We start from the raw sequence: 18511 nt of genomic DNA, 5'->3' as shown, positions 1-18511 counted from the left end.
CGCTTAACCGAGATCGTGTTCCGACCCCTCAAGCATCGCTTTGCGTTCACGCCAACGATCCCTGCATTTGCGGCCCGCACGCCTCAGTTCGCCCTTTTATGCCTGGAACGGTGATTCCCACAAATTCACGTCCCGTCAAGCCTTCTTAGAGGCAAAGCGCAGTTAAAAGTGTAAAAAGCGGAATTGTGGCGGGCTCCCCGCACTGTTGTCACTGGTTCGCAAGATATCTAGTGATGCGCCGACCAAAGACAAGTCCCCGGCCGGCGAATAAAACAGCAACGATCACACAGCACAACCAGACGGCGATCAATTGCCGTGCCCGACGGCAGCGCCCTTCACGCGGCCCGACATCACCCCAAAGCCGTCGATGATCGCCTCCTGGTTTTCCATGCGCACGATTTCCAGTTGCACCTCGGAAAGCGCGCGCAGCAGCGGTTCGATATTGTCCTCGTCACCGGCTTCGGTGGCGGCCGAAATCTCCCGCTCCAGTTCCATCTTCTGGAAACGCAGCGCCTTGGTGCGCTTGTGGAGCGACAGGGCCTGCCGGTAGCCTTCGCGCGCATCCTCGGGGGCCGCCTGCTGGGTGGCGATCCAGAGCCGTGCATTGCGCACCTGAAGATCAAGCGCGGTGACAAGCGGCTCGAAGCCTTGAGCCGCCAACCGCTCCATCAGGTATTCGCGCGAAAGGTTCGCACCAGCGGTTGCCGCTGCTGGCAGCATGGCCGACCAGAAGCGCTGCAGGTCGCGGTTTTCGAAATCGATGGCGGCGATCTCGTCATACTCGTCGAGCAGAAGCTGCGGATGATTGACGATGGTAATCGCCAGCACCACTTCGCGCAGCGCCGGCAGATCCTGATAGCCGCGCACGAGGCCCGAGCGCGCCAGCCGATCCGACACGCCGAGGCTGCGGCCGGCGCCGCCAAAGTTCTGCCCCTGGCCGCCGCGTCCGCCGGAACCACCCTGCCCGCGTCCCTGCTGGTTCGAGCGGCCGGAAAAGCCGCCCTGGCGATTATCGCGTCCGGCTCTCACCGGCGCAAAAAACGTGTTCAGCCGGTCGCGCATGTCCTGCTGGTAATGGCGGCGCACGTTTTCATCGGCAATGACGGCAACGATCTGCTTCAGCCGCGCCTCCAGTTCGGCGCGCTTTTCGGGCGTGTCGAACTGACCATTGCCCGCTTCGCGCATCCAGATCATCTCGGCGAGCGGACGGGCCTGCTGCAGGACCGCGTCGAACGGCGCTCGCCCCTCATGGCGCACCAGATCATCCGGATCCTTGCCATCGGGCAGAAGCGCAAAGCGCACCGTGCGGCCGGGTTTGATGTGCGGAAGCGCAAGGTCTGCCGCGCGGCTTGCAGCGCGAAGGCCGGCACCATCTCCATCGAAGCAGAGGACCGGCTGCGGCGTCATGCGCCACAACAGTTCCAGCTGGTTTTCGGTGAGCGCCGTGCCAAGCGGTGCAACGGCATTCTCCACGCCTGCCTGATGCAGCGCGATGACGTCCATATAGCCTTCGACGGCAATAATGGTGGCGCTTTCGTCGTCGCGGCCCTTGGAGAGCGCCTGAGAGGCTTTTCGCGCACGGGTGAAATTGTAGAGCACGTTGCCCTTGTGAAAGAGTTCCGTCTCGTTGGAATTCAGATATTTCGCCGGCGCATCCGGCGCCATGGCGCGCCCGCCAAAGGCAATCACCTTTTCCCGCGACGACAGAATCGGAAACATAATGCGGTCGCGGAAGCGGTCATAGGACACGGCGATGCCTTCACCATGCACCACAAGGCCGCAGGCCTCGATCTGATCCTTCGGGATGCCCTTTCCCGCGAGATATTCTTTCAGTGCGCTGCGGCTTTCCGGTGCATAGCCAAGGCGAAAGGTCTCGATGGTGCGCCCGGTCAGGCCACGATCGCGCAGATAAGCGCGGGCCTTTGCGCCCCCGGCGGTCTGCAACTGGTCCTGGAAGAACACCGTTGCAAGTTCCATCACGTCGAGAAGCGTCGAGCGCTCCTTCTCGCGTCGTTCGGCCTGCACGTCCGGCTGCGGCATAGCAACGCCTGCCATGTCTGCCAGTTGCTGCACCGCTTCGGGAAAGCTCAAGCCCTCGATTTCCTGCATGAAGCGGAAATGGTCGCCGGAGACGCCGCAGCCGAAACAATGGTAGCGGCCCTTGCGATCCTCGCAATGGAAGCTCGGGCTCTTTTCGCCGTGGAAGGGGCAGCAGGCCCAGTAATCGCCGCGCGGCACATTGGTCTTCTTGCGATCCCACGTGACCCGACGGCCGATCACGGCCGAAATCGGCACGCGATCACGTATTTCGTCGAGAAATGTATTGGAAAAGCGCATCGCTACCCTCAAGGACCAGCCTTCATATAGGCATGTCGCAGGCCCTGCGCCACAGCTGGCTGCGCTTGCACCCGCAATTCACAGGGTACTTACAGGTACCAATAAATAAACCGCTCAATTGCAGGTTCCGTTGCGTCAATTTTAAGGCAGTTTCCGCGCTGCAAAAATTACGTTTTTTTAATTTGAATTTGCTCCTCCCGGGGCTCTTAGTGTCCCCGTGACTTCCTGACGTCCCACTCTCTCAACAGGAAGAGCCACGCAACAAGGGTGTGTATTCCCCCATAACGCACACCTTTGGCATCGCAATCCTTCCCCCGGAAGCGATGCATTCCAGGCGTCAGAGGCAGGACTTCCCCAGTCCTGCCTCGCTTGCCGGATTAATTCTTTTTCCCGCAAGAAGAAACACCCGCCGATTTCCCCGGTTTCACGCCCCTTGATCCATGACACTCTAACCTTGCCGCAGACGGCATTGACGAGGGGGTGTGTATATACAATGATACATACAGCGGGCTTTTGGGCGCGAAGTCGCCATGACTGCTTGCGGCGGCGGCTACCGGCACCCACGTCCAGACTGACAGCGGAGCATATGCTTGCACGCTGAACGTGGGTTTGAAAATTTCGAATGGGACGAGGCAAAGCGGCAGGCGAACATTGCCAAGCATGGGATCGACTTCGAGGATGTCGTGCTGGCGATGGATGATGCAGCCTATATCTACCGCTCCGCCTATGACCGCGAAGAACGATGGATTGCCATCTGTCTGGAAAGCGGCAGGCTTATCGCCGTGGTGTTTACGAAGAGAGGAAGCGCCTGCCGGATTATTTCGGCGCGCATTGCGAGGCAAAATGAGCGAAGACGGTATCACGCGCATCACAGCCGAGGAGATTCGTGAACGGCGGCGCCGTGGAGAAAAGAGCCAGACCGACTGGGCCCGCGTCGATGCCCTCACCGATGAAGACATCGAGGCGGCCATGCGCGACGATCCCGACTGGCAGGATCTTCTCGATGTCGACTGGTCGAAGGCTGAGTGGGTGGTGCCGGAGAAGAAGAAGGCGATATCTATCCGGCTCGATGCCGATATCGTCGATTTCTTCCAGGCGACGGGTAGCGGGTACCAGACGCGGATCAACGCGGTGCTGCGCCATTTCGTGTCGGAGCAGAAACGCAAAGGCGGCTGACGACATCATCTGCCGCAGCCGCCCGTCCATCTCGGCGATTGAAGCAATGCCTATTTCAGCAGGTCCTTCACCATGGCGGAAGCCTTGGCGAAATCCATCTGGCCGGCATAGCGCTCCTTCAGAACGCTGATGCACTTGCCCATGTCGCGCAGGCCTTGCGCACCGATCTCGGCAATCACGCCCTTGCAGGCTTCCAGAACCTGGTCATCGGACATCTGTTCGGGCATGAAGCTGCGGATGATGGCGATTTCCTCGCGCTCCTGCTCAGCCAGTTCCTCGCGGCCGCCTTCGGAATAGATCTTGGCCGATTCCTCGCGCTGCTTGATCATCTTCTGCAGGATCTGCAGAATGTCGTCGTCGCTCACCGGATCCTTGCCGAGGCCGCGATTGGCAATGTCGCGATCCTTGATCGCCGTCTGGATCAGACGGACGGTGGACAGCCGGCGGGCTTCCTTCGCCTTCATCGCGTCTTTCATTGCATTGGAAAGCTTGTCGCGCATCATCTTGTTCTTCTCCTTGGGAAAAGCTGTGTTTGACTTTCAAACCGGCCGCTTTTCCGTGTCTTTCGCGCCGCCGTCATAGACGAGACGGGCAAGAGGATCAATCAGCGCCTTTTGAACCTTGACATCAGAACGGGATAAATCCACCTGACGCAAGGTCGCGCAATTGACCACCTCGACCGCTTCCGTTATTTTCCGGCACCTGCACGAGATTAAAAACCAGAGCCCAAGCGCGAAAACATTTCGCGCGCCCTTTTACCGCGACCATAGATGGCCCTAGTGCCCAGCTGCTTCAAGTGGCCGGGCAACGGGCGGAGACGAACCGACATGACAGAGACAGCACCCTGGACCTCCCGCAAGCCCACGGCCCTCCTCGTCCTCGCCGACGGGACGGTGATCGAGGGGCATGGCGTCGGCGCCACGGGCAAGGTAACGGCAGAAGTCTGCTTCAACACGGCGCTCACCGGCTATGAGGAAATCCTGACGGACCCCTCCTATCTCGGCCAGATCGTCACCTTCACCTTTCCGCACATCGGCAATATCGGCACCAATGAGGAAGACATCGAGGACCTGACGCCGGCGGCCCGCCGCGGTGCGGTCGGCGTCATCTTCAAGGCCGACATTACCGAGCCATCGAATTACCGCGCCTCGCGCCATCTGAACGACTGGCTGTCCTCGCGCGGCATCATCGGCCTCTCCGGCATCGATACGCGCGCACTGACGGCCTGGATTCGCGAGAACGGTGCCCCGAACGCGGTCATCGCCCATGATCCGAACGGTGTCTTCGACATCGAGGCGCTGAAGGCGGAAGCCCGCGCTTGGAGCGGTCTTGTCGGACTTGACCTTGCCAAGGAAGCAACCTCCGGCCAGTCCTCGCAGTGGACCGAGACGCCCTGGGTGTGGAACGAAGGCTATGGCGAGACCTCGCCGGACGATGCCAAGTACCACATCGTCTGCGTCGATTATGGCGTGAAGCGCAACATCCTGCGCCTGTTTGCCGGTCTCGACTGCAAGGTGACGGTGGTTCCGGCTGCAACGTCGGCCGAAGACATCATGGCGCTCAATCCGGATGGCGTCTTCCTGTCGAACGGTCCCGGCGACCCGGCAGCCACGGGCGAATATGCCGTGCCGGTCATCCGCGAGATCATCAAGACCGACACACCGACCTTCGGCATCTGCCTCGGCCACCAGATGCTGGGCCTGGCGCTCGGTGCGACGACCGAAAAGATGCACCAGGGCCATCACGGCGGCAACCATCCGGTGAAGGACCACACGACCGGCAAGGTGGAAATCGTCTCGATGAACCACGGCTTTGCCGTTTCGTCGAACTCGCTGCCGGCGGGCGTCGAGGAAACCCATGTCTCGCTGTTTGACGGCAGCAATTGCGGCCTGCGGCTCACCGACAAGCCGGTGTTTTCCGTGCAGCATCACCCGGAAGCCTCGCCTGGCCCGCAGGACAGCCACTATCTCTTCCGCCGTTTCCTCAACATGGTGCGCGATAAGAAGGGCGAGCCGGCGCTTGCCGAACGCTGATCCGCTAGAGTTGGATCACAAGTTAGGAAGACGGCCCGCCTCACCCGCGGGCCGTCTTTTTTCTGTCAATGCTGGTGGCGGCGCACCAGAAACCAGAACCGTACGCAGAGCATGATGGCGGCTGCCGCAAGACCGAGCACGAAGCCCATCCAGATGCCGATGCCCCGCCATTCGAAGACGAAGCCGAACAGCCAGGCGCAGAAGAAGCCGATCGGCCAGTAGGCGATCAGCGCCAGAATCATCGGAATGGTCGTATCCTTGTGGCTGCGCAACAGGCCGGCCGCCACCGCCTGCAAGCCGTCGAACATCTGGAAGGCGCCGGCCGCCACGATCAGCGGCACCGCCAGCATCAGCACCTCGCGCGCATCCGGCTGGGTCGTATCGAGAAACAGCCCACCCAACGCGGCAGGCGCAACAGCAAACAGCAGGCCTCCCATGGCGGAAATCGCAAGACCGATCAGAAGCACGGACAGCGCTGCCCGGCGCACGCCAAGCTGATCGCCGCGCCCGTAGGCGACGCCGACACGCACCGTTGCCACCTGGGCAAGCCCGAGCGGGATCATGAAGGCGATGGAAGCCAGTTGCAGCGCAATGCCGTGGGCGGCAAGCTCTGCCTTGCCAAGCAGCCCCATCAGCAGGGAGGCAGCCGTGAACAGCCCGGCCTCGGCCAGGATGGTAAAGCTGATCGGCAGGCCAAGTCCCAGAATTTCCCGGAAGGCCGCCCAGTCCGGACGCCAGAAGCGTACGAAGATCTCGTAGGCCTGCGTCTGGGGACGGCTCTGGACATAGGCGACCATCAGCCCGAAACCGGCGAGATTGGCGGTGACCGATGCGATGGCCGCCCCATGCAAGCCGAGCGTCGGCAGGCTGAAATGTCCAAAGATCAGGCCGTAATCGAGAAACATGTTGAGGAAGAACATGCCAAGCGTCACGTAAAGCAGCACGCTTCCCCGCTCCAGCGCGCCGACGAAGGAGCGCATGACCATGAGCAGCAGCGCCGGAAACATGCCCCATTGCAGGATGCGCAGATAGCTCTGTGCCAGCGCCGCAATATCCGGCTCCTGTCCAAGCCGCAGCAGGATCGGTTCGGAAAACCACAGGATCGGCGCCGTCAGCGCACCATAGGCGATTACCACCCACATGCCCATGCGCACCGATCGACGCGCCCTGACGGCATCGCCGCGCCCGATCGCCTGGGCCACCAGCGGCACGACGGCACTGGCAAAGCCGCTGCCGAAAATGAACACGATGAAGAACACCTGGCTGGACAGCACCACGGCCGCAAGCTCGGTCGTGCCAAGCCAGCCGACCATCACCACATCGGTGGTGTTGATCGCCATTTGCGCCAGTTGCGCGCCCACGAAGGGAAGCCCAAGGGCCACGGTCGCCCGCACATGGCCGGACCAGGAATTGTCCGAGGCCTGCGCTTCGGGCGCGGCTGAAAGGGTCACCATGTCACCAAACTCCATAACGAAAAAAGCCGCTGCCCCATTTTCGGGCAGACGGCATCAAAACGATCTAGCCACTGCCCGTCCTTGAGGCAAGGCGAATACACCACGCAGCAGAACAATTGTGGCATCCCATCAGAGACCGTGATGGATCGCCGCGTGTCCCGCCCAGTGTCCGCCTCAGGGGCCGCGGCGGTGCTCGGCCTTCAGGAACTCCACGAAGGTCTTGAGCGGCTGCGGCATATGGCGGCGGCTGTTATAATAGAGAAATGGCCCGGAAAAGCTCTGCGTCCAGTCCTCCATCACCGGAACCAGCGCACCGGAAGCAAGGCCCGGCGCCAGAAACTCCTCGAAGGTGAAGATGACGCCGAGGCCACGGATTGCGAGCGCCACTTCCAGGGCCGTGGTTTCGGCAACCACCCGGGCCGGCGGCAGGATGGTGAATTCACGTCCCTCCTCCTCGAAACTCCAGGACAGCACGCGCCCGCTCGCAAACCGGTGCAGGATACAGTGATGCGCCAGCAGATCCCGCGGATGCTTCGGCGCCCCGTGTTCGGCAAGATAGGCAGGCGCTGCCGCGCCGACATAGCGCTGTACGCGCGGGCCGATCGGCACGGCGATCATGTCCGCCTGCAAGGCCTCCTCATAGCGCACGCCGGCATCGAAGCCTTCGCCGTTGATGTCGATGAGCGCGTCATTGGTGGCAACCTCCAGCGTGATGCCGGGGTAAAGCGCCAGAAACCGTGCGGCGATATCCGGCAGGATCGCATGGGCCACGATGCCCGGCACGTTGAGCCTCAATCGCCCGACCGGCGTGTCGCGCACGCTGTTGATCGCATCGAGCGCCGCCTCGATTTCCAGGAGCCCGGGTTTCAGCCGTTGCAGCAACCGCTCGCCCGCTTCCGTCAGGCTGACGCTGCGGGTGGTGCGGTTGAGCAGGCGTACGCCGAGCCGCGCCTCCAGCCGCCGGAGCGCATCCGACAGCGATGAGGCAGACACGCCGCGCAGCTTGGCGGCGGCGCGAAAACTCTGGCTCTGCGCAACCGCTGCAAAGGCATCGAGTTCGGCAAGGGGGAGATCAGCCATTGTCCATCTTTCCGAACAGGTCGTGCGCGTTGCACCGGATTATCGCACAGCCTCTCTTCGAGTAAAAGACAACCAGCCGATCATTCACGGTACTGAGAAAAGGAATGCGAGATGAAAACACGACAGCTTGGAAAAACCGGTCCGCAGGTATCCACCCTTGGCCTTGGCTGCATGGGCATGTCCGACATGTATGGTCCGAGCGACCGCAGCGAAAGCATCGCCACCATTCATGCCGCCCTCGATGCCGGCGTCACGCTTCTCGACACCGGTGATTTCTACGGCATGGGCCATAACGAGATGCTGATCGGCGAGGCGCTTTCGGGCGGCCTGCGCGACAAGGTTCAGCTCAGCGTCAAGTTCGGCGCGCAGCGCGGGCCGGATGGCGGCTGGCTCGGCTATGATGCCCGCCCGTCCGCGGTGAAGACCGCCCTCGCCTATACGCTGAAGCGACTCGGCGTCGATTATATCGATATCTATCGCCCCTCCCGCCTCGACCCGAACGTGCCGATCGAAGACACGATCGGCGCCATCGGCGACATGGTGACGGCGGGCTATGTACGACATATCGGCCTGTCGGAGATGGGAGCAGAGACGATCAGACGCGCCGCCGCCGTCCATCCGATCGTTGACCTGCAGATCGAATATTCGCTGATTTCCCGCAGCCTCGAAGACAAGATCCTGCCGGTGACGCGGGAACTGGGCATCGGCATCACCGCCTACGGGGTCCTGTCGCGGGGCCTGATCAGCGGCCACTGGCAAAAGACACGGGATACCCAGGGCCGTGATTTCCGCGCCATGAGCCCGCGCTTCCAGAAGGGCAATCTTGAGCAGAACCTGGCGCTGGTCGACGCGCTGCGCGCCATTGCCGAGGCACGCGGCGTTTCGGTGGCACAGATCGCCATCGCCTGGGTGGCGCAGCAAGGCGATGACATCGTGCCGCTCGTCGGCGCTCGCCGCCGCGACCGGTTGAGCGAATCGCTCGGCGCGCTTGATCTGGTACTTACCGGGGAGGATCTCGCCGCCATCGAACAGGCGGTGCCCAAGGATGCCGCCGCCGGTTCGCGCTATGCCGAGGCGCAGATGGCGCATCTCGACAGCGAGCATTGAGCTTTTGGCCTTGAGGCCGCGCTCTGCGCGGCCTCAACCGTCAGCTGCGGGCATAATCATACTGGCCGCCCTTCATCAGCGCCCGCTGGTAGGCGGGACGGGCGCGGATGGCCTCCATGTAGCGGCGCACGCCAGACACATCGCCATGGGCGTCCATGCGCGTCATGCCCGCTTCAACGGGAAAGCTCATGGCAATATCGGCGGCAGAAAATTCAGCGCCGGCAAACCAGCCGCCACGCAATAGCTCGCGGTTCCAGAAGGCCAGATGATCGGCCAACTGCGGATCGACCAGTTTCTTCTGCACACCCTTGGCAATGAGCGAAGCAACCGGGCGCAGGAAAAGCGGCAACTGACCCGGCAGCCGCAGGAAGATCAGCTTCAAAAGCAGAAGCGGCATGGCAGAGCCCTCCGCGTAATGCAGCCAGTAGGTATAGCGAAGCGCCTCGTCGGTACCGGCCAGCGGTTTGAGCTGTTTGCCCGCCCCATAGGTTTCGACGAGATACTCGATGATCGCGCCGCTTTCGGCCACCACGCGGCCACTATCCTCAATCACCGGCGACTTGCCGAGCGGATGCACCGCCTTCAGGCTTTCCGGCGCCCGCATGTCGGCTGCGCGGTGATAGGTCTTGACGGTGTAGTCGAGCCCAAGCTCCTCCAGCAGCCAGAGAATGCGATGGGCACGGGAATTGTCGAGATAGTGCAGGATGATCATCGTGAACCTCGGAATCAGGACTGCTGCGTTGTCAGCACGGCCGCGAACCTAGCGCATCCCGCCCGGAAAGGAAAAAGCAGCCGCGACAGCGGAAGGACCGTCCGCCTGATGGTGCGGTGATGGGAAGCGAGCAGTACCGGAGTGAGGATGTCGCACGGCAGGCCGAGGAGATCGATATGCGACGTACTGCAAGCGCAACGCTTGCCGAGCAACTGATTTGAGACCGCACAAGGCAGGGCAGAACAACCTCCGCCCTTGCCCATTTAGACCGCGCGCAGCAAACCGCCGTTACAACTGATCGTAGCGTGGTGCGAACGTATCGCACGCCTTTATGTCGCCGCTGACAAAGCCTTTGCGGAACCAGGTCACACGCTGGGCGGAAGTGCCGTGATTGAAGGCATCGGGCACGACATAACCCTGGGAGCGCTTCTGCAACGTATCGTCGCCGATCTGTTGTGCGGCATTCAACGCCTCCTCCAGATCGCCCGCTTCCAGAATGCCACGCTGCTGTGTTGATTTTCCCCAGACGCCGGCAAAGCAGTCTGCCTGAAGCTCCACCCGCACCGACATCCGGTTGGCATCGACCTCGCTCATCGAACCGCGCATCTGGTTGAACTTCGGCAGCACGCCGGTCAGGTTCTGCACGTGATGACCGACCTCATGGGCGATGACATAGGCTTCGGCGAAATCGCCGGACGCACCGTACTGACCGGACAGCTGTCGGAAAAAGCCCGTATCGAGATAGACCTTGCGATCGTTCGGGCAGTAGAAGGGTCCCGTCGCCGAGGACGCCGACCCGCAGGCGGAGCGGACGCCGCCGGAAAACAGCACCATGGTCGGTTCCTCATAGGTCTGCCCGGCTCTCTGGAAGATCCCGTTCCATGTGTCTTCCGTCTCGGCCAGAACCGTGCGCACGAAAGCCGTCATTTCATCATTTTGCGCGGACCGGGGCTCAGTCTGCTGCCGGGTCCCCGAGGATCCGCCGTCCATGCCGATATCCCCGCCGGACAGCAAGGTCAGCGGATTGATGCCGAGCATGAAGCAGACGATGACGATGAAGATGAGACCACCGATCCCGATGCCGCCGCCGCGCCCGCCGCCGATGGGAATTCGAATCCCCCTCCCGCCCAGGGAACTGCCGCCCGCGCCGCGTTGATCCTCGATATTGTCCGATTGACGACGTCCCCGCCATTGCATGGCTTTGTCCCCTGCCTGTGTCTCTGCCGCCAGAACGCAATTGCAGGGACGCAGGTTCCTTTGCTGTGCACACGCAACCGAGCGGGCCTCGGATATTCCGCACAACCGCACCGCGCGGGCCCGCCTCCAATGTCAGACGGACGAATTATAGAGGCCCGCCAGGCTCAGCCAATAGACCGTCATGCGCCGTTGCGGCGACTTCTGTAGATTTCAAAGATTGGGGGTTCCTTCCGCCTCAACATTTCCCTATAAGCCGCTTCTAGCCTGAAAAAACCATTCTTGTGCCCGACCGGTGATCCACTCATCCGGCCGGTTTTTCGCGCAGGAAAAATAAGCGGAAAGACGATATGCCCAAGCGCCAAGACATCAAGTCCATCCTCATCATTGGCGCGGGGCCAATCGTCATCGGCCAGGCGTGCGAATTCGACTATTCCGGCACACAGGCCGTCAAGGCGCTGAAGGAAGAGGGTTATCGGGTTATCCTGGTCAACTCCAACCCGGCAACGATCATGACCGATCCGGGCCTTGCCGACGCGACCTATGTCGAGCCGATCACCCCGGAAGTCGTCGCGAAAATCATTGCCAAGGAACGCCCGGACGCGCTTCTGCCCACCATGGGCGGGCAGACGGCGCTCAACACGGCGCTGTCCTTGAAGCGCATGGGCGTTCTCGACCGCTACAATGTCGAGATGATCGGTGCAAAGCCGGCGGCCATCGACATGGCCGAAGACCGCGCCCTCTTCCGCGAAGCCATGGCGCGCATCGGCCTTGAAACGCCGAAATCGATGCTGGCCAACGCCACCGACATCAAGGATACCGACCGCAAGAGCCACGAGGCCGAGCGCGCCAAGCTGCGCGAGACGCTCTCGGGCGCCGAACTCGACAAGGCGCTGGACGAGCTGGAAAACCAGTGGAACCTCGGCGAAACCGACCGCAAGCAGCGCTACATGAGCCATGCCATGGCGGTGGCAGCCCAGGCGCTCGATGTCGTTGGCCTCCCCGCCATCATCCGCCCCTCCTTCACCATGGGCGGCACTGGCGGTGGCATTGCCTATAACCGCTCGGAATTCTTCGAAATCATCGGCTCGGGCCTCGATGCCTCGCCGACCACCGAAGTGCTGATCGAGGAATCTGTGCTCGGCTGGAAGGAGTATGAAATGGAGGTCGTCCGCGACAAGGCGGACAACTGCATCATCATCTGCTCCATCGAGAACATCGATCCGATGGGCGTCCACACCGGCGATTCCATCACCGTGGCCCCGGCGCTGACGCTGACGGACAAGGAATACCAGATGATGCGCAACGCCTCGATTGCGGTGCTGCGCGAGATCGGCGTTGAAACCGGCGGCTCGAACGTGCAGTTCGCCGTCAATCCGGCCGATGGCCGCCTCGTCGTCATCGAGATGAACCCGCGCGTGTCGCGCTCGTCGGCGCTCGCATCGAAAGCCACCGGCTTCCCGATTGCCAAGGTCGCGGCAAAGCTTGCCGTCGGCTATACACTGGACGAGCTGGACAACGACATCACCGGCGGTGCGACGCCCGCCTCGTTCGAACCGTCGATCGACTACGTCGTGACGAAGATCCCGCGCTTTGCCTTCGAAAAATTCCCCGGCGCCGAACCGACCCTGACCACCGCCATGAAGTCGGTCGGCGAAGTCATGGCCATCGGCCGCACCTTTGCCGAATCGCTCCAGAAGGCGCTGCGCGGCCTCGAAACCGGCCTCACCGGCCTCGACGAAATCGAGATCCCCGGCATGGAAGCCGGCGAAGGATCGAAGAACGCCATTCGTGCCGCGATCGGCACGCCGACGCCTGATCGCCTGCGCATGGTGGCCCAGGCCCTGCGTCTCGGCATGTCGGAAGCCGAAGTGCATGAAGGCTGCAAGATCGACCCCTGGTTCATCGCCCAGTTCAAGGCGATCGTCGACATGGAAGCGCGCGTGCGCGAACATGGCCTGCCGACGGATGCGGAAAACCTGCGCGCCTTGAAGGCCATGGGCTTTTCGGATGCCCGTCTTGCCTCGCTCTCCGGAAAGCGCCCGAAGGAAGTGGCCGAACTGCGCAACAGCCTGTCCGTCCGCCCGGTCTTCAAGCGCATCGACACCTGCGCGGCCGAATTCGCCTCGCCGACCGCCTACATGTATTCGACCTACGAGACGCCCTTTGTCGGCGCGCTGCGTTCGGAAGCCGAAATTTCTGACCGCAAGAAGGTGGTCATCCTTGGCGGTGGCCCAAACCGTATCGGCCAGGGCATCGAGTTCGACTATTGCTGCTGCCATGCCGCCTTCGCGCTGAAGGATGCCGGCTTTGAAGCAATCATGATCAACTGCAACCCGGAAACCGTCTCGACCGACTACGACACCTCCGACCGCCTCTATTTCGAGCCGCTGACGGCCGAAGACGTGATCGAGATCCTGCGCGCCGAGCAGGAAAACGGCGAAGTGGTCGGCGTCATCGTGCAGTTCGGCGGCCAGACGCCGCTGAAGCTTGCCGAAGCGCTCGAAAAGAAGGGCATCCCGATTCTTGGCACCGCGCCCGACATGATCGATCTTGCCGAGGACCGCGACCGCTTCCAGAAGCTCTTGATGAAGCTGGACCTCAACCAGCCGAACAACGGCATCGCCTACTCCGTCGAGCAGGCCCGCCTTGTCGCCTCGGAAATCGGCTTCCCGCTCGTCGTGCGCCCCTCCTATGTTCTGGGTGGCCGCGCCATGCAGATCATCCATTCGGAAGGCCAGCTGCAGAGCTACCTGCTCGATACGGTGCCGGGCCTGGTGCCGGAAGACATCAAGCAGCGCTATCCGAACGACAAGACGGGCCAGATCAACACGCTGCTCGGCAAGAACCCTCTTCTGTTCGACAGCTACCTGACGAATGCCGTGGAAGTGGACGTCGATGCCCTTTGCGACGGCGAAAACGTCTTTGTCTCGGGCATCATGGAGCATATCGAAGAAGCCGGCATCCACTCCGGTGACTCCGCCTGCTCGCTGCCGTCGCGCTCGCTGTCGAAAGAAACGCTGGACGAACTGGAGCGCCAGACGGCGGCCATGGCGCGTGCGCTCAACGTCGGCGGCCTGATGAATGTGCAGTATGCCATCAAGGACGGCGTAATCTACGTGCTCGAAGTCAACCCGCGCGCCTCGCGCACGGTGCCCTTCGTCGCAAAGACCATCGGCGCGCCGATTGCAAAGATCGCTGCCCGCATCATGACCGGCGAAAAGCTGGATGCGGCGATTGCGGCCTATGGCACAAAGCCAGATCCGCGCAATCTGAAGCACATCGCCGTCAAGGAAGCCGTCTTCCCGTTTGCCCGCTTCCCCGGCGTCGACACGCTGCTGGGTCCTGAAATGCGTTCGACCGGCGAAGTCATCGGCCTCGACAGCAACTTTGCGCTCGCCTTTGCCAAGAGCCAGCTCGGCGCCAGCGTCGAGTTGCCGCGCGATGGAACCGTGTTCGTCTCCGTGCGCGACGAGGACAAGGAACGTGTTCTGCCGGCCATCAAGCTCTTGGTCGAGATCGGCTTCAAGGTTCTGGCCACCGGCGGCACGGCGCGCTTCCTGGCCGAAAAGGGTATCGAGGCAACGAAGATCAACAAGGTTCTGGAGGGACGTCCGCATATCGAGGATGCCATCCGCAACCGCCAGGTTCAGCTCGTCATCAACACGACGGATTCGAACAAGGCGATCTCGGATTCCAAGTCGCTGCGCCGCGCAACGCTGATGCAGAAGGTGCCCTATTACACCACCATGGCCGGCGCCCTTGCTGCGGCAGAAGCCATCCAGGCGCTGAAGAAGGGCCAGCTGGAAGTGCGCCCGCTGCAGAGCTATTTCTGAGGACGTCACGCCTGACACGCATCTGCAAACAAGCAGCAAATTGACGAAGGGCGGCCTTGGCCGCCCTTCCGCGTTTTCGGGATCTTTTTCCAGCACAACGGCCCGCTTCGCTCGCCTCTATCGGGCCCGTCACGTTGCGTGACGCGGACCTTCGTAATCGGCGGTCGGGATGCGCCGAAGACAAGATAGCTTTACCTCGTCATTGGTCCGCCCGGCTGATCAGCCTTCATGCTGCCTTGCTGAGCGGGTCATGGCCGGCCACCGTCTTGGAGATCGGCTGGCGCACCTGGTGCCATTCGCCTGTGAGCCCCGTGCGATACTGGTAGATGATCTCACCGCCCGAAAAATCGGGTTCGAGAAGAAGGATTGCCGAATAGTTCTCCGGAATGACCGGTCCGATTCCGGCCTCGGGCGGCCACACAATCTCCGGCCAGCCTTTGAGGTCGATCCGGATCTTCGATCCCGGTCCCATCACGGTTTCGTAGATGAGCGGGCCGGAGACATGCGACGACACGCTGAGGGGCGGGTTGACGGCCTGCGTTACCTCCGAATGCCCCGTCACGAGGCTCTTCGGCGTGTAAACCGTCAGATTGAGCGTATTGATCGGGGCGCCCGGCGCGCCTTCCGAGCGCAGCGGCAAATAGAACAGCCCGACCTTCTGAACACTTTCGATAGCCATGAAACGTCCTCCCGTTTGCGGTGATTGATGAACCCGACCATTGATCTCCTTAAAAATCAACCTTCGGACGCAAACATAATGTCATCACCTGCATAGGATGCAACCGTAAGATTTCACGGACTTTTCGCAAAAAAAGTAAATTTTTGCCGACGACGCCAATAATACTAGGCTCTCCGGCAATATTTTTTTGCGCCTACATAAAGTATTCTTTCATGCCGCGCAGATCATTCTGAAAAAGCTGCCTTTCCCGCCTCTGGACCTCCCCTTCTTGCAAGCGCAGCAGATAGGAGGGATGGACGGTGACGAGCAACCGGCGGTCTTCGCCGATGCTCATCATCTTTCCGCGCACCTCCGAAAGAGGTCGCTTTTCGCCCGTCAGCGAGAAATAGGCACTGGCCCCCATCGCCACGACCAGCTTCGGCTGGACCAGGTCAACCTCCTGGCCCAGCCACCAGCGGCAGGCCTCGATCTCGCCCTGGTTCGGCTTCTGGTGGATGCGCCGCTTGCCGCGCGGCTCATATTTGAAGTGCTTGACCGCATTGGTGACATAGAGCGCCTGCCGATCGATGCCGATTTCAGACAGAACCCCGTCGAACAGCTTCCCGGCCGGGCCGACGAAGGCACGACCCGCCAGATCCTCCTGATCGCCCGGCTGCTCGCCAACCACCATGATATCGGCCCGCTCCGGCCCTTCCCCGAACACCGTCTGCGTGGCGTTGCAATGCAGCGGGCAGCGCGTACAGCCTTCCGCCTGCCGGCGAAGCCCGGCAAGCGTGGGCGACGGCGCATCGTGTGGCGGGTCCGCCAGCAAAGCCGTGGCGGCACGCTCGCGCAACCGCGCGTGAAACAGCGGCGGCTGGGAGGCGGCCTTTTCAGCCATCTCCTTCACCTTTTCCTCGGCCTGCGCGATGAGGCCCGGAATGAGCGAGGCTTCCGGCAGGTTTTTCCAGTATTTCTTCGGCATTTCCGCCGTCATCGCCTTCACCTTCAACCGGGCGGGATTGAAGATATTGGCGTAATAGACCCGCCAGAGGTCATCGGCGACATCCTGCCGGTCAAGCTTTTCTGCCGGCTGATCGGATACGACCAGGCCTTCACCATTGAAGGTAGCCGATCCTTTCGGGGTGGCAATCAGCCAGTCCATGTCGGCAAAGCGGCGGGCAAAGAAGGGGGCCGTGCGCGCCACGATGAAATGATCCGGTTCGAACCAGGCGACGAAAGAGCGGCGCGGCCCCTTCTCTCCCGGCACTTCCTTGAAGCGAACGAAGGCCTTCATCTTGTGGCTGTCGCGGCGCACCGATTTTTCAAGTCTGAGCGCCTCGATCACATCGGCATCGGAAACGATTTCCAGAAGCTGCCGCTCATGGCGCAGTCGAAAGAGCAGGCGGTAAAGCAGCGCAAAGCGCGCCGGCTGCGTGTGACAGACGACCGATTGCGCAAGCGCCAGAAAGGCTGCCGGTACCGCAACGGCCTTCCCCGCTGCCGCCAAAGGCTCCGGCATCGGCTGCGGTTCACCCGCCCCCTCCAGAAGCGTTGCCTCGCCTGCAAGCCGCCAGTCGACGGCCTGCGGCTCGATATCGGCCTGCAGGAGCGCGCGCGCGGCGTCCCGCCATTCGGTAAAATCGCCGCGCCCTTTCAGGAAAACCGTGCGCATCAGAACAGGGCCAGTTGCTGCGGCTGCGGCGCAAACATGCCGCGCAGATCCGTGCGATCGATCAGCCGGTGCGGCGTCCAGCCGTCTGCGACGATGAAGGCCTGCACCTTGCGCAGCGACACCGAGAGGCGCCCGAGATCCTCCAGCCGCAACCGCCGCTGCCGGCGCGAAGACAGGATCGCGCGCACCGTCTTTGTGCCGAACCCCGGGACACGCAGCAGCATTTCCTTGGGAGCCTTGTTGACGTCGACGGGAAATTTTTCGCGATTGCCCAAAGCCCAGGCCAGTTTCGGATCGAGATCGAGATCGAGATTGCCGTCGGGTGCCGAAGCGGTGATTTCGCCGATATCGAACCCGTAGAAGCGATAGAGCCAGTCCGCCTGGTACAGCCGATGCTCGCGCATCAGCGGCGGCTTGATCAGCGGCAGTTTCGAAGAGGCGTCCGGGATCGGGCTGAAGGCGGAGTAATAGACACGCTTGAGGCCGTAGCTGCCGTAAAGCCGGGCGCTGGTGCCCAATATGGTCGCATCGCTTGCGCCATCGGCCCCGACGATCATCTGCGTGCTCTGGCCGGCGGGAACGAAGGTGCGCCGGCGCTTCGTCTGCAGCGTCGGCTCGGACGCCTCCTCGATCTTCAACCGCAGATCGCCCATGGCGCGCCGGATGCCGGCGGGCTTCTTTTCCGGTGCAAACTGACCAATCCCCTGGTCGGTCGGCAATTCGATGTTGATCGACAGCCGGTCCGCATAAAGCCCTGCCTCGGCAATAAGGGCCGGAGAGGCATCCGGAATGGTCTTCAGGTGAATATAGCCGCGGAACTGGTGGGTGGTGCGCAGCTCACGCGCCACCCGCACCATCTCCTCCATGGTGTGATCGGAGGAGCGGATGATGCCGGAGGAGAGAAACAGACCCTCGATATAATTGCGCCGGTAGAATTCGAGCGTCAGCCAGATCACCTCGTCGGGCGTGAAGCGCGCACGCTCGACATTGCTCGACGAGCGATTGATGCAATAGGCGCAGTCGAAGATGCAGAAATTCGTGAGCAGGATCTTGAGGAGAGAAATGCAGCGCCCATCCGGCGCATAGGCATGACATATGCCGGACCCTTCCGTCGAGCCTAGACCGCCACTGCCGCCCGAATCGCGTTTCGTGGTACCACTCGAGGCACAGGACGCATCGTATTTGGCAGCGTCGGAGAGAATGGCGAGACGTTCTTTCAGCGACTTCTTCATAAGCATGTTCACTATAT

General features: G+C 61.9%; 14 protein-coding genes. 5 read left to right on the top strand and 9 right to left on the bottom strand.

Annotated elements, in window-relative coordinates; all coding sequences use genetic code 11:
• Positions 1–306 precede the first annotated feature (306 nt).
• Entirely contained in the window at positions 307–2337 is a 2031-nt protein-coding gene (gene dnaG, locus J2858_RS09170) for a DNA primase (RefSeq protein ID WP_210104487.1), read from the bottom strand.
• 590 nt (positions 2338–2927) lie between these two features.
• On the opposite strand from dnaG, the gene J2858_RS09165 reads away from it, so the two are divergent.
• Together J2858_RS09165 and J2858_RS09160 are read left to right on the top strand one after the other, a co-directional pair.
• Complete coding sequence (locus J2858_RS09165; protein WP_210104486.1) at positions 2928–3227, top strand: BrnT family toxin; 300 nt, start codon at positions 2928–2930, stop codon at positions 3225–3227.
• The gene (locus J2858_RS09160; protein ID WP_210104485.1) at positions 3181–3513 is read left to right on the top strand and encodes a BrnA antitoxin family protein; all 333 of its coding nucleotides are present in this window, start codon (positions 3181–3183) and stop codon (positions 3511–3513) included. The genes J2858_RS09165 and J2858_RS09160 overlap by 47 nt, the downstream gene beginning before the upstream one ends.
• A gap of 50 nt (positions 3514–3563) precedes the next feature.
• Here J2858_RS09160 and J2858_RS09155 read toward each other — a convergent pair whose 3' ends face one another.
• On the bottom strand, positions 3564–4013 hold the full coding sequence (locus tag J2858_RS09155) for a GatB/YqeY domain-containing protein (RefSeq protein WP_210104714.1): 450 nt from the start codon (positions 4011–4013) through the stop codon (positions 3564–3566).
• 327 nt (positions 4014–4340) lie between these two features.
• Here J2858_RS09155 and carA point away from each other — a divergent pair, with 327 nt between their 5' ends.
• Positions 4341–5546 carry a glutamine-hydrolyzing carbamoyl-phosphate synthase small subunit gene (gene carA, locus J2858_RS09150; RefSeq protein ID WP_210104484.1) on the top strand — a complete coding sequence of 402 codons (1206 nt, stop codon included), beginning with the start codon at positions 4341–4343 and terminating at the stop codon, positions 5544–5546.
• A gap of 65 nt (positions 5547–5611) precedes the next feature.
• Here carA and J2858_RS09145 read toward each other — a convergent pair whose 3' ends face one another.
• Both J2858_RS09145 and J2858_RS09140 read right to left on the bottom strand, forming a co-directional pair.
• Positions 5612–7000 carry an MATE family efflux transporter gene (locus tag J2858_RS09145; protein WP_210104483.1) on the bottom strand — a complete coding sequence of 463 codons (1389 nt, stop codon included), beginning with the start codon at positions 6998–7000 and terminating at the stop codon, positions 5612–5614.
• A 174-nt stretch (positions 7001–7174) separates the two neighbouring features.
• On the bottom strand, positions 7175–8080 hold the full coding sequence (locus J2858_RS09140; protein WP_210104482.1) for a LysR family transcriptional regulator: 906 nt from the start codon (positions 8078–8080) through the stop codon (positions 7175–7177).
• A 111-nt stretch (positions 8081–8191) separates the two neighbouring features.
• Here J2858_RS09140 and J2858_RS09135 point away from each other — a divergent pair, with 111 nt between their 5' ends.
• The gene (locus J2858_RS09135; protein ID WP_210104481.1) at positions 8192–9187 is read left to right on the top strand and encodes an aldo/keto reductase; all 996 of its coding nucleotides are present in this window, start codon (positions 8192–8194) and stop codon (positions 9185–9187) included.
• Between the two features lie 40 nt (positions 9188–9227).
• Here the strand turns inward: J2858_RS09135 and J2858_RS09130 are convergent, their stop codons facing one another.
• Together J2858_RS09130 and ypfJ are read right to left on the bottom strand one after the other, a co-directional pair.
• The gene (locus tag J2858_RS09130; RefSeq protein ID WP_210104480.1) at positions 9228–9899 is read right to left on the bottom strand and encodes a glutathione S-transferase family protein; all 672 of its coding nucleotides are present in this window, start codon (positions 9897–9899) and stop codon (positions 9228–9230) included.
• Between the two features lie 288 nt (positions 9900–10187).
• Positions 10188–11096 carry a KPN_02809 family neutral zinc metallopeptidase gene (ypfJ, locus tag J2858_RS09125; RefSeq protein ID WP_210104479.1) on the bottom strand — a complete coding sequence of 303 codons (909 nt, stop codon included), beginning with the start codon at positions 11094–11096 and terminating at the stop codon, positions 10188–10190.
• A gap of 347 nt (positions 11097–11443) precedes the next feature.
• On the opposite strand from ypfJ, the gene carB reads away from it, so the two are divergent.
• Positions 11444–14929, top strand: a complete 3486-nt coding sequence (gene carB, locus J2858_RS09120; protein ID WP_210104478.1) for a carbamoyl-phosphate synthase large subunit — start codon at positions 11444–11446, stop codon at positions 14927–14929.
• Between the two features lie 226 nt (positions 14930–15155).
• Here carB and J2858_RS09115 read toward each other — a convergent pair whose 3' ends face one another.
• The 3 genes from J2858_RS09115 to J2858_RS09105 form a co-directional block, all read right to left on the bottom strand.
• A complete protein-coding gene (locus J2858_RS09115; protein WP_210104477.1) occupies positions 15156–15608 on the bottom strand; it encodes a DUF1842 domain-containing protein in 453 nt (150 codons plus the stop codon).
• 193 nt (positions 15609–15801) lie between these two features.
• Entirely contained in the window at positions 15802–17262 is a 1461-nt protein-coding gene (locus J2858_RS09110) for a UdgX family uracil-DNA binding protein (protein WP_210104476.1), read from the bottom strand.
• Entirely contained in the window at positions 17262–18494 is a 1233-nt protein-coding gene (locus J2858_RS09105; protein ID WP_210104713.1) for a putative DNA modification/repair radical SAM protein, read from the bottom strand. Before J2858_RS09105 ends, J2858_RS09110 begins: the two co-directional genes overlap by 1 nt.
• Between the last annotated feature and the right edge of the window lie 17 nt (positions 18495–18511).

The sequence above is a fragment of the Neorhizobium galegae genome (assembly GCF_017877135.1).
In the GTDB taxonomy this organism is placed as follows: domain Bacteria; phylum Pseudomonadota; class Alphaproteobacteria; order Rhizobiales; family Rhizobiaceae; genus Neorhizobium; species Neorhizobium galegae_A.
Note: the sequence above shows the minus strand (reverse complement) of the source record. Positions and strands in the feature narration are given on the sequence as shown.

Bases quoted from the DNA above. Each gene is read 5' to 3' on its own strand.
- dnaG (WP_210104487.1), bottom strand. From the start codon at position 2,337: ATGCGCTTTTCCAATACATTTCTCGACGAAATACGTGATCGCGTGCCG.
- J2858_RS09160 (WP_210104485.1), top strand. From the start codon at position 3,181: ATGAGCGAAGACGGTATCACGCGCATCACAGCCGAGGAGATTCGTGAA.
- J2858_RS09155 (WP_210104714.1), bottom strand. From the start codon at position 4,013: ATGCGCGACAAGCTTTCCAATGCAATGAAAGACGCGATGAAGGCGAAG.
- carA (WP_210104484.1), top strand. From the start codon at position 4,341: ATGACAGAGACAGCACCCTGGACCTCCCGCAAGCCCACGGCCCTCCTC.
- J2858_RS09145 (WP_210104483.1), bottom strand. From the start codon at position 7,000: ATGGTGACCCTTTCAGCCGCGCCCGAAGCGCAGGCCTCGGACAATTCC.
- J2858_RS09140 (WP_210104482.1), bottom strand. From the start codon at position 8,080: ATGGCTGATCTCCCCCTTGCCGAACTCGATGCCTTTGCAGCGGTTGCG.
- J2858_RS09135 (WP_210104481.1), top strand. From the start codon at position 8,192: ATGAAAACACGACAGCTTGGAAAAACCGGTCCGCAGGTATCCACCCTT.
- J2858_RS09130 (WP_210104480.1), bottom strand. From the start codon at position 9,899: ATGATCATCCTGCACTATCTCGACAATTCCCGTGCCCATCGCATTCTC.
- ypfJ (WP_210104479.1), bottom strand. From the start codon at position 11,096: ATGCAATGGCGGGGACGTCGTCAATCGGACAATATCGAGGATCAACGC.
- carB (WP_210104478.1), top strand. From the start codon at position 11,444: ATGCCCAAGCGCCAAGACATCAAGTCCATCCTCATCATTGGCGCGGGG.
- J2858_RS09115 (WP_210104477.1), bottom strand. From the start codon at position 15,608: ATGGCTATCGAAAGTGTTCAGAAGGTCGGGCTGTTCTATTTGCCGCTG.
- J2858_RS09110 (WP_210104476.1), bottom strand. From the start codon at position 17,262: ATGCGCACGGTTTTCCTGAAAGGGCGCGGCGATTTTACCGAATGGCGG.
- J2858_RS09105 (WP_210104713.1), bottom strand. From the start codon at position 18,494: ATGAAGAAGTCGCTGAAAGAACGTCTCGCCATTCTCTCCGACGCTGCC.